This is a genomic window from Actinoplanes sp. NPDC026623 (assembly GCF_040638275.1).
Classification (GTDB): Bacteria; Actinomycetota; Actinomycetes; order Mycobacteriales; family Micromonosporaceae; genus Actinoplanes.
Map to the genome: position 1 here is coordinate 1 of NZ_JBEZXZ010000387.1, position 3110 is coordinate 3110.

1 protein-coding gene is annotated in these 3110 nt (G+C 74.9%); it reads right to left on the reverse strand.

What is annotated here, in order from left to right; translation table 11 throughout:
* Positions 1-222: 222 nt before the first annotated feature.
* A partial coding sequence (locus AB0F10_RS44990) for an Rne/Rng family ribonuclease (RefSeq protein ID WP_360640657.1) occupies positions 223-3110 on the reverse strand: 2888 nt, incomplete at its 5' end.

Sequence of the window (3110 nt, forward strand, 5' to 3'; positions counted from 1 at the left end):
GGCCGCGGCCGCGTCCTCGTCCGCCTTGCCGCTCGAGCAGCCGGTGCCGAGCAGGAGAAGGGCGCCGTTAACGGCGGTCGCGCACAGCAGGCGTCGCATGGGGTTCGGTACTCCTCGGGGATGTCACTGGGGAATCACGAGGGTAACCGACATAGATCGGCGAACATGGGCCGGGCGGCCTCAGCAGGGATTACCCCGCCGAAGCCGCCCGGCCGGTGCTGCTTACGGGCGGGTACGCCGCCGGGTGCCGCCGCGGCGCGACCGGCGCCGGCCGCCCGCTCCCGCACCCACGGGCTCGTCGTCGCCGTCCTCGTCGTCCTCGTCGTCCTCGGCCGCGTCCGGGTCGTCCGAGCCGGTGAGCTGCAGCGGCTCGGCGGGGTGCTCCGCGCCGTTCGGCCCGTTCGACTCGTAGCGGGACAGGTCGTAGCCGCTGATGTCGTACTCCTCATCGCCGGCACCGGCGCCGGCCACCGGCGCGGTGCGCGCCACGATGCCCGAGCCGGCCGGTGCGACGACGCCCGAACTCCGCGGCGGCAGCCCGGCCGTCTCCGCCACCGGGTCCTCGGCCGGCAGGTGGTGCACCGGCTCCGCGACCTCTGCGACGTCCGCGACCTCCGCGACCTCCGCGGTCTCGACCGCCGCCACGACGACCTCGGGCTCGACCTCGGCCGGCGCCTCGCCACCGCCGCCACGGCGGCGCCGCGACTTGGTGCTCGGCTGCTGCGCGGGCGCCTCGGTGCGTACCGCCGCGGCGACCGCCTTCACCTGGGTGACCGCGCCGCCGCCGACCCGCTTCTCCGGCACCGGCTCGGTGTGGATGATCAGGCCACGGCCCTTGCAGTGGTCGCAGGTCTCGGTGAACGCCTCGATCAGGCCGGCACCGATCCGCTTGCGGGTCATCTGCACCAGGCCGAGCGAGGTGATCTCGGTGACCTGGTGCTTGGTCCGGTCCCGGCCCAGGCACTCGGTCAGCCGGCGCAGCACCAGCTCACGGTTGCTCTCCAGCACCATGTCGATGAAGTCGATCACCACGATGCCGCCGATGTCGCGCAGCCGCAGCTGCCGGACGATCTCCTCGGCCGCCTCGAGGTTGTTACGGGTGACCGTCTCCTCCAGGTTGCCGCCCGCACCGGTGTACTTGCCGGTGTTGACGTCGACCACCGTCATCGCCTCGGTGCGGTCGATGACCAGGTGACCGCCCGAGGGCAGGAACACCTTGCGGTCCAGGGCCTTGAGGATCTGCTCGTCGATGCGCTTCTCGGCGAAGATGTCCCCGGCGCCGGTGTGCCGGTGCAGCCGGTCCAGCAGCTCGGGCGAGACCGAGTCGAGGTAGCCCTCCACCTCGCCGTATGCCTGCTCGCCCTGGATGACCACCTCGCGGAAGTCCTCGTTGAACAGGTCCCGGACCACGCGGATGACCAGGTCGGGCTCCTCGGAGAGCGCCGCCGGCGCGTGCCCCTCGGCCGCCCGGGCCTGGATGTCCTCCCACTGCGCCTGCAGCCGCTTGACGTCGCGGGCCAGCTCGTCCTCGCTGGCGCCCTCGGCGGCGGTCCGCACGATGACGCCGGCGCCGTCCGGCACCAGCTTCTTCAGCACGTCACGCAGCCGCTTGCGCTCGTTGTCGGGCAGCTTGCGGCTGATGCCGGAGGCGTTGCCGTTCGGCACGTAGACCAGGTGGCGGCCGGAGAGCGCGATGTGGCTGCTCAGCCGGGCACCCTTGTGCCCGATCGGGTCCTTGGTGACCTGGACCAGCACCGAGTCGCCGGAGCGCAGCGCCTGCTCGATCGAGCGGGCCCGGCCCTCCAGCCCGGTGGCGTCCCAGTTGACCTCGCCGGCGTAGAGCACGGCGTTGCGGCCGCGGCCGACGTCGACGAACGCCGCCTCCATGCTCGGCAGCACGTTCTGCACCTTGCCGAGGTAGACGTTGCCGACCATCGTGCCGGACGTGGCCCGTGACACGTAGTGCTCCACGAGGACGCCGTCCTCGAGCACCGCGATCTGGGTGCGGTCGGGCTTCTGCCGGACCACCATCACCCGGTCGACCGCCTCCCGGCGGGCCAGGAACTCGGACTCGCTCAGGATCGGCGGCCGGGTGCGGCGCTGCTCACGACCGTCGCGCCGGCGCTGCCGCTTGGCCTCGAGCCGGGTCGAGCCGGAGACGCCCTGCACCTCGTCGGAGCGCTCGCGGGTGCGCGGCTCGCGGACCCGGACGACGGTGTGCACGCCGTCCTCGATGCCGCCGACCTCGGTGTCCCCGGAGCCCTTGCGACGCCGGCGGCGCCGGCGGCGGGTGACCCCGTCACCGTCCTCGGCGTCCTCCTCCTCGTCGCCCTCGGCGTCCGCGGGCTCCTCCGCGGTGGCCTCGGCCTCGGTGTCGTCGCCCTCGTCGGACGGGCCCTTGCCGCGGCCACGGCCACGGCGGCCACGGCGGCGGCGACGGCGGCTGTTGCCGTCCTCGTCCAGCTCGTCGTCGTCGCCGTCCTCGGCGGTCTCGTCGGCCTCCTCGAGCACCGGCTGCTCGAGGAGCTCGGCGGCCTCCACCGGCTCCTCGGCGGCCGCGCCCCGGCGGCGACGGCTGCGGGTGGTGCGGCGGACGCCCTCGGCGGGCTCCTCGACGGCGGCGGGCTCGTCGACGACGGCCTCGTCGGCCTCCGGCTCCTCCGCCACCGGCGCGACCACCGGGGCCGCCGCGGCACCGCGACGGGTCCGGCGGACCGGCTGGGGCTCGTTGTCGGTCTCCGGCGGCATGAACAGCACGGCCGGGGGCAGCGCGGCGGCCCTGCGACCGCGGGTGCGCGGCGCCGGCGTCTCCTCCACCAGCTCGCCGTCCAACGGCAGCACGCCGATCAGCGGCACGGCCGGCGTCTCCGCCGGAGTCTCGGCCACCGGCTCGACGAGCGGCTCGACGACCGGCTCTTCCTCCTCGACGGGCAGCTCATCGGCCTCGGCGACCGGCTCGGGCGCCGCGGCGGGCGCGGCGGCCTTCTTGCGGCGGCTGCGGGTGGCCTTCACCGGGGCGACGGGCTCGCCGTCGCCGGGCAGGCCCTCGCCGGTATCTGCCGGGTCCTGCGCGGGTGCTGCCGGGGCTGCGGCGGGCGCCGCTGCCTTGC